Source organism: Neisseria sp. HMSC065C04 (assembly GCF_001815375.1).
Classification (GTDB): domain Bacteria; phylum Pseudomonadota; class Gammaproteobacteria; order Burkholderiales; family Neisseriaceae; genus Neisseria; species Neisseria flavescens_D.
Genome location: NZ_KV820422.1, coordinates 1 through 7,778, shown reverse-complemented (window position 1 = coordinate 7,778; position 7,778 = coordinate 1). Strand labels below are relative to the sequence as shown.

7 protein-coding genes are annotated in these 7,778 nt (G+C 54.0%); 4 read left to right on the top strand and 3 right to left on the bottom strand.

What is annotated here, in order from left to right; genetic code table 11:
* Window positions 1–62: 62 nt before the first annotated feature.
* The 3 genes from yccS to HMPREF3022_RS08970 all read right to left on the bottom strand — a co-directional run bounded on the left by yccS (window position 63) and on the right by HMPREF3022_RS08970 (window position 4,732).
* Window positions 63–2,204 carry a YccS family putative transporter gene (gene yccS / locus HMPREF3022_RS08980; RefSeq protein ID WP_070765507.1) on the bottom strand — a complete coding sequence of 714 codons (2,142 nt, stop codon included), beginning with the start codon at window positions 2,202–2,204 and terminating at the stop codon, window positions 63–65.
* A gap of 165 nt (window positions 2,205–2,369) precedes the next feature.
* Window positions 2,370–3,599, bottom strand: coding sequence for a PilT/PilU family type 4a pilus ATPase (locus HMPREF3022_RS08975; RefSeq protein WP_039861910.1), 1,230 nt, complete (start codon window positions 3,597–3,599; stop codon window positions 2,370–2,372).
* Window positions 3,600–3,685: 86 nt separating this feature from the next.
* Window positions 3,686–4,732, bottom strand: coding sequence for a type IV pilus twitching motility protein PilT (locus HMPREF3022_RS08970; RefSeq protein ID WP_004519239.1), 1,047 nt, complete (start codon window positions 4,730–4,732; stop codon window positions 3,686–3,688).
* A gap of 117 nt (window positions 4,733–4,849) precedes the next feature.
* On the opposite strand from HMPREF3022_RS08970, the gene HMPREF3022_RS08965 reads away from it, so the two are divergent.
* The 4 genes from HMPREF3022_RS08965 (at window position 4,850) to dksA (ending at window position 7,631) form a co-directional block, all read left to right on the top strand.
* On the top strand, window positions 4,850–5,548 hold the full coding sequence (locus HMPREF3022_RS08965; protein WP_049333159.1) for a YggS family pyridoxal phosphate-dependent enzyme: 699 nt from the start codon (window positions 4,850–4,852) through the stop codon (window positions 5,546–5,548).
* Window positions 5,549–5,623: 75 nt separating this feature from the next.
* Complete coding sequence (proC, locus tag HMPREF3022_RS08960) at window positions 5,624–6,421, top strand: pyrroline-5-carboxylate reductase (protein ID WP_049333161.1); 798 nt, start codon at window positions 5,624–5,626, stop codon at window positions 6,419–6,421.
* Between the two features lie 2 nt (window positions 6,422–6,423).
* The gene (locus tag HMPREF3022_RS08955; RefSeq protein ID WP_049333163.1) at window positions 6,424–6,981 is read left to right on the top strand and encodes a YggT family protein; all 558 of its coding nucleotides are present in this window, start codon (window positions 6,424–6,426) and stop codon (window positions 6,979–6,981) included.
* Between the two features lie 233 nt (window positions 6,982–7,214).
* Window positions 7,215–7,631 carry an RNA polymerase-binding protein DksA gene (gene dksA / locus HMPREF3022_RS08950; protein ID WP_004519243.1) on the top strand — a complete coding sequence of 139 codons (417 nt, stop codon included), beginning with the start codon at window positions 7,215–7,217 and terminating at the stop codon, window positions 7,629–7,631.
* Window positions 7,632–7,778: the final 147 nt, after the last annotated feature.

Here is a 7,778-nt window from a genome sequence, read left to right as displayed (position 1 = left end):
TCTGAAATCTGGAAATCAGGTTTCAGACGGCCTTATTTATTTTGTTGAAATGTGTTATCGGTTTAGGCGGTTTGCGTATCCGACTGTCTGTGCAATGCCTGATAACACGGTGCAAGCTGGCGGATGATGAGGTCGAGCTGGTGTTTGAGGATTTGGTTTTGTTGGGACTGCTCTTTGTCGGTCTGTTCCAAATCGGCAAACTCCTGTCGGATGGCTTCGATGCTTGCATCGAAGGTAGCCGGTTCGGTTTGCGGCATTTGTTTGAGAAGTTCGGCGATGTGGTGGGTCAGGCGGGCATATGGGGCGAAGGTATCGCTGCCGTCGTGATGAACCTGGTCGCGGTATGCGCCGAGCGCGGAAATGTGGCCAGTCAGCGCATAGCTGGTTTTGAGCAGGGTAAAACCGTCTTGCAGGCGGTCTTGGTATTTTTTCGGGTTGCTGCTCATGTCGGATAAGGTGCTGCTGAGGGCGGCGGTGCTTTCGTGGGCTTGGCGGCGGGTGAGGCGGTAGTCGACATCGTCGCGGCTGCCGTTTTGCAGCTGGTCGAGGATGGCGTCGAGATAGCGGCCGTTGGCAGTGATGGTCTGGGCGGCGGTGTGGCTGAGGGTGAGGTAACGCCAATCGGGCCAGAGGTAGGTAGCGGCGGCCCATGCGATAACGGAACCGACGATGGTGTCGATGATGCGGATGGGCATGGCGTGGTACACGTCCAAACCGGCAAGCGAGAGGCTGGTCAGGGCTTGGATGGTGATGAAGAAGGTGGAGAAGCTGTATTTGTAGCTTCGGGTCATGAAAAACAGGGTGGTGCTGGCGATGACAATCCAGAGCTTGGTTTCAACGGACGGGGTGAAGTAGGGAACGAGCGAACCGACAATTACGCCGAGAATCGTACCGGCAATGCGTTGGTACACGCGGCTTTTGGTGGCGGTGTAGTTGGGCTGGCAGACGAAAAGGGCGGTCAGCAGAATCCAGTAGCCGAGATTGAGATGAAGGATTTCGACAATGATGCAGGCCGCGGCCACGACGATGGAGAGGCGGGTGGCATGGCGGAAGACGCCGGAGTCGAAATTGAGCTGGCTGAGGACGGTCTCGCCGATATTGCGGAATTTGGTGTTTTCAAGGGCGGCGATGCGGGTGTCGGCGTTGTCGTTTTCGGCAAGGGACGCATCGTTTTGCAGTTGCCGCAGTTGGTAATCGACGCTGCTGAGGTTGTCGAGCAGGCGGCGGATATTGTGGAGGTTGGCATTATCGGCATGGGTCTCGGCAAAATGGCTGAGGGATTGGCGGCAGCCTTCCATGGCGCGGCCGAGGCGTTTGCTGTATGCGTAGGGTTTGTTGTTGCGCAGGGAGGCGGCAACGTTGCGGCACGCCTGGCCTTGCATTTCGAGCAGGCGGCGGATGCGGAAGATGAGGTCGGTATTTTTGAGCTGCTCGGCCATTTCGCTGTAATCGACGTGGGCGGAGCTGATGCGTTCGTGCATGTCTTGCGCGCAGAGGTAGTAGCGCAGCATTTTGGCGGTACGCGGATGGCGGTGTTGGCCGCGCAACCGGTAGAAAAGTGCGCCGCGGCATTGGTTGAAGGCGGTAATCACGCCGGTGTTGCTCATGGCCAAGTCGATTTGGCGGTTGCCCAACCATGCGGCTTCGTCTGGATCGAAAAAGTCGGCTTTGGCATCGAAGTAGTTGCTGAGTGCATCATAGGCGTTGGCGACGGTTTCTTGGACGGGGCGGTGGGGCAGGATGATTTGGAAGATCAGGGTGTTGACGCTGTATAGGACAGTGCCCAACAGAATCATGATGGGGTTGGTCAGCCAGTAGGTCTCGGGGGTGTAGGTCAGCGTGGTGTAGGTGGCGACGGCGAGCGCACCGAAAGCGAAGGTGCGGTATTTGAGGCCGACGGTGCCGAGGATGGTAAAGCCGAAAGTCATCAGGGTCATGGCCAAGATGAAGGGGACGCCTGTGCCGATGGTGCTTTGGGCAAGCAATGAGGAGAGGGTAAACAGGGCAACGGTGATGACGATGTTTTTCAGACGGCCTGTGAGGCGGTTGTCCAAATCGACCAAACCGCCGGCAATAATGCCAAGTACGAAGGGCATAACCAGTTTGGGCGTATCGAAGTGCCAAACGAGGGTGGCGGCGATGAATACGCTGGAGAAGACGGGCAGGGAGGCAATGATCAGAGGTTTGAGCGGCGGAGTGTTCATGATGGTGTTGTTTATTATTCGTTATGAGGTGAATGATTGGATTTTAACAGGATTTTCAGTCGGTTTCAGAATGTTTGAAATAGGATAAGGCCGTCTGAACGGATACGGGGAAATACTTGATTTTGTTTCCACATCCGTTCAGACGGCCTTGTTTGGCTTACGCCATTAGGTCATCAGGTTGAGGTCGCTGATGCGGTCGTAGAGGCGCTCGGTATTGTTGCCCTCGTCGTGCATTTGAATGCGCAGGCGCAAATCGTTGGCGGATACCGCTTGGCGCAGGGCTTCGCTGAGTTCGATTTGGCCTTGTGCGTAGAGGTTGAAGAGGTTTTGGTCGAACGTCTGCATACCGTTGCTGCCGGAGCGTGCCATCAGGTCGCGGATTTCCAGCAATTCGCCTTTGAAAATCAAGTCCTGCATGGCCGGCGTGTTGAGCAGGAGGTCGGTAACGGCTGTGCGTTGGCGGTTTTTCTTGATGGTGAGGCGTTGGCCGATTATGCCGACGAGGTTTAACGCCAAATCCATCAAAACCTGTTGGCGGCGGTCTTCCGGATAGAAGTTGATGATGCGCTCGATGGTTTGGGAGGCTGTGCTGGCATGGATGGTGAAAACGCACAGATGGCCGGTTTGAGCCAGTTGGAGGGCGTATTCCATGCTTTCTTCGCTGCGGACTTCGCCGATACAGACGACATCGGGCGCTTGACGCATGGCGCTTTGAACGGCGATTTTCCAGTTGTCGGTATCGATGCCGATTTCGCGCTGGGTGAAGATGCTGCGGCAAGGTTTGTAGATAAACTCGATGGGATCTTCGATGGTGACGATATGGCCGGGCAGCTTTTGGTTGCGGTAGTTGAGCATGGAGGCCATGGTGGTGGACTTACCCGAACCGGTCGGGCCGGCGAGGATCAGCAGGCCGCGTGGCGCGAGTGCAAGCTCTTGGAGCTTTTCGGGCAAACCGAGGGTTTTCATCTCGGGAATGTCTTGGCTGACGCGGCGCAATACCATGCCGACGCGGCCTTGCTCGTGGTAGGCGTTGACGCGGTAGCGTGTGTTGCTGCGCGATTGGACGGAATAGTTGATTTCCCAGTCGCGGTTGAAGGCTTCGAGTTGGTCGGGGTTCATGGTGGATTCGGCGATGGCGGCGGTGTCCGCGCCGGTCAGCGCTTTGTGGGGCATGGGCGTGAGGGTGCCGCCGACTTTAATGGCAGGAGGAAAGCCTGCGCTGATGAAGATGTCGGACGCGTTGCGTTTTTCGGCCTCTTCACACATGCGGTCGAGCAGGGGATGAAGATGTGTGCCGATTTCGGCCGGGGTGGGGATGTGCGGTGCTTGGTTTTTTTGTGAGTAGGCTTGCACCATTTCGCTTAACAGGTCGTGCAGAGGGGCGAGGTCGCTCATGATGATTCTCTTTAAAACGGGTATTCGGTCAGGCTCAAAGGCCGTCTGAAAACGGGATGATGGGGTTCAGACGGCCTGGGTATGGTTTAGAAAACAGAAAGGTTTTCGATGTTTTGCGCCTTGCTGCGTGCCAGCTCGGGGCTGATGGTGCCTTGGCGGACAAGGGTTTGCAGGGCTTGATCGAGGGTTTGCATACCGTGGGCCTGACCGGTTTGGAGGGCGGCGTTGATTTGGGCGATTTTGTTCTCGCGGATGAGGTTGCGCACGGCCGGTGTGGAAATCAGGATTTCGTGTGCGGCGACGCGGCCGTTGCCGTCGCGGGTTTTCAGCAGGGTTTGGGAAATGATGGCGCGCAAGGATTCGGACAACATGGAGCGCACGATTTCTTTTTCGCCTGCAGGGAATACGTCGACAATACGGTCGATGGTTTTGGCGGCGCCTGTTGTGTGCAGCGTGCCGAAAACCAAGTGGCCGGTCTCGGCGGCGGTCAGGGCGAGGGAGATGGTTTCAGGGTCGCGCATCTCACCGATCAAAATCACGTCTGGGTCTTCGCGCAGGGCGGAACGTAGGGCGTTGGTGAAGCTGTGGGTGTGCTGATGCAGCTCGCGCTGGTTGATGAGCGCTTTTTTGCTTTGATGGACGAACTCAATCGGGTCTTCGATGGTCAGAATGTGGGCCGGTTGGGTTTCGTTGATGTAGTTGACCATCGCCGCCAGCGTGGTGGATTTACCCGAACCGGTCGGGCCGGTTACCAAGACCAAACCGCGCGGATTTTCGGCAATTTTTTGGAAAATGCGCGGCGCACGCAATTCTTCCAGCGTCAGGACGGTGCTCGGAATGGTACGGAATACGGCGGCCGGGCCGCGTTCGGTCATAAAGGCGTTGACGCGGAAACGGGCAACATTAGGCAGCTCAAATGAGAAATCGACTTCAAAATCCTGTTGATAGAGCTTGCGCTGGTGGTCGTTCATGACCGAGGTAATCATGGTGCCGACTTCTTCCGAGCTCATCTCGGGCAGGTTGATGCGGCGGATGTCGCCGTGTACGCGTATCATGGGGGAAATGCCCGAACTCAAATGGAGGTCGGAGGCTTTGTTTTTCACGCCGAACGCGAGTAAGTCGGTAATCTGCATAATGTGGCCTTGTTTTGGTTTAGAATAATAAAATCGCTTTATTTTAAATAGATAAATCCGTTCGACCAAGTAAAATTTTCAAAATGCCGAGTGATGAACGGGTTAAAGGAGAAAACCATGTCGGTATTGCAACAAAACTATCAGGACGTATGCCGGGCGGTTGAACAGGCGGCTGAGGCTGCAGGACGGTCTGCGGATGCGGTGAAGCTGGTGGCGGTCAGCAAGACGTTTCCAGCAGACGATATTCGCGAAGTGTATGCGGCCGGTCAGCGCGATTTCGGCGAGAACTATATTCAGGAATGGTTTGAAAAAACGGAAACGCTGGCCGATTTGCCGGATATTGTTTGGCACGTTATCGGCGATGTGCAGTCTAATAAAACCAAATTTGTGGCCGAACGCGCACATTGGGTGCATACGATAGGCCGTCTGAAAACGGCGCGGCGCTTGAGTGAACAAAGGCCGTCTGAAATGCCGCCGTTGCAGGTGTGCATTGAAGTGAACATTGCCGCGGAAGAAGCAAAACACGGCGTAGCGCCCACTGAATCGGTTGCGCTGGCCCTTGAAGTGGCCAAGTTGCCGAATATTAAAGTGCGCGGATTGATGTGTGTGGCCAAGGCCGACAGCAGCGATGATGAGTTGCGCAGCCAGTTTCATACCATGCAGCGGCTGTTGGCTGAGTTGAACGCGGCAGGCGTCGAAGCAGATGTTTTGTCTATGGGGATGTCCGGAGATATGCCAATCGCGGTAGAATGCGGCGCAACCCATGTCCGCATCGGCAGCGCGATTTTCGGCAAGCGGCATTATCCTCAAGCGTAAAATTAATGGCCGTCTGAACCGGGTAGACAGCAGTTTCAGACGGCCTGATCGACATCACAAAGGAGTGACATATATATGAATATCTATTTTCTCGGCGGCGGCAATATGGCAACTGCCATTGCAGGCGGTTTGGTCAAGCAAGACGGCTATCGTGTCCACATTGTCGAACGCGGCGCCGAAAGACGGGAGCAACTGGTTCAAGAATTGGGCGTAGCCACTTCTGAAAACCTGCCCGAATTGAGTGCGGACGATGTCCTCATTCTCGCCGTCAAACCGCAAGACATGCAGGCGGCCTGTCAAAACATCCGTTTAAATGGCGCGCTGGTGTTGTCCGTAGCGGCAGGCTTGTCTATCGATACCCTCAGCCAGTATCTGGGCGGCACACGCCGTATCGTGCGCATCATGCCCAATACGCCGGCCAAAATCGGGTTGGGCGTATCCGGTATGTTTGCTGATGCAGGCGTTTCAGAAGCAGACCGCACAGCCGCAGACGGCATCATGCGCTCTGTCGGCACAACCGTTTGGCTGAACGAGGAAGAGCAACTCCACAATATTACCGGCATCAGCGGCAGCGGCCCTGCTTATGTTTTCTATCTTTTGGGTGCGCTCCAAAATGCGGCTTTGGCACAAGGTTTCAATGAGCAAGACGCACGCGAACTGAGCCTTGCCACATTTAAAGGCGCAGTGGCTTTGGCCGAACAAACCGGCGAAGCATTCGCACAATTACAGCAAAACGTAACTTCCAAAGGCGGCACGACACACGAAGCCATCGAAACCTTCAAAGCACGTCACGTTGCCGAAGCCATCGAACAGGGCGTAGAAGCCTGCGTCAAACGTTCGCAAGAAATGGCGCAACAATACAAGGCCGTCTGAACATGCGCGGCGACTTGCTCCTATTATTGGCAGACGCTATTGCCATCCTGTGTATCACGCGCTTTTTGCTCCGATACGCAGGATTGGCAGCAGAACACCCCCTGCTCAAATTCAGCATACAGGCAACAGGCTGGCTGACCAAACCTTGGCAAAAAGCATTTCCAGCCGGCGAGAAAACCGATTGGTACTGCCTGCCCGCAGGTTTTCTGGTGTACTACCTTACCTGTACCGCCATTATTTTCATTTCACCGGCGCTGTCCATCAGCAATAAGCTGATTTTGGCAAACTTCTGGTTTGCCGCGCTCCATATGCTGAAGGCCGCGGCTTATACATTACTTATTGGTCTGATTATTAGAATGGTGTCCAGTATACAGGGCCGCTATTCGCCGTTGACTTATGCCATCGAACGAATCTTGCAGCCATTGCTCAAACCGTTTTCCTTCTTACGCGCAGGACGATACGATTTTTCAGGCAGTTTGTTGGCACTCTTATTATGGTTGTGGCTGACCCGATGGTTTCCCCAACTTATCCAGCAAACCAACCTGTGGTTGCTTCAATAGGCCGTCTGAAAGCGCAGCAGGTATTAACGACCAAAAATACAACGTCCTAAAAAGTGCTTTAATACATTTAGGTGTAAGGTAGTGCAAAAAAGTGCAAATCGAAATATAAAGAACAAATGAATAGGTAAAACATGATATGATTCGCCCAATTTCCAAAACGGAAATTCAAGAAAACCCAATAAAAGCAAACCCGTAGCATCCAAATCATTAACAACAAACCGAAAGCAGACACCATGGCAAAGCTGACAGAACAAGATATTTTAAACTGGGATGGTCCTGAAGAGGACTACATGAACAGCGACCAATTGGCCTTCTTCCGCGAACTACTGGTTAAAATGCAAGAAGAGCTGATTGAAAATGCAAACACCACTACCGGCCATCTTCAAGAGCACGAATCTGCCCCCGATCCTGCCGACCGAGCTACTCAAGAAGAAGAATACGCTTTAGAACTGCGCACCCGCGATCGCGAGCGTAAACTTCTCAATAAAGTGCAAGCGACTCTCCGCAGCATTGACGAAGGCGATTACGGTTTCTGTGCCGATACCGGCGAACCTATCGGCCTCAAACGCCTGCTGGCACGTCCGACCGCGACATTGTCCGTAGAAGCGCAAGAGCGCCGCGAACGAATGAAAAAACAGTTCGCCGACTAAGAATATAGATATAGAAACCTCAAAAGGCCGTCTGAGACCAAAATTTCAGACGGTCTTTGTTTTGTATTTTTTTGTATGTATGGATAGTGTAGGAAGGTTGTTGGAGTTTTTTGTAAAATAAAAACCCTGTTAAAACAGGGCGGTGAT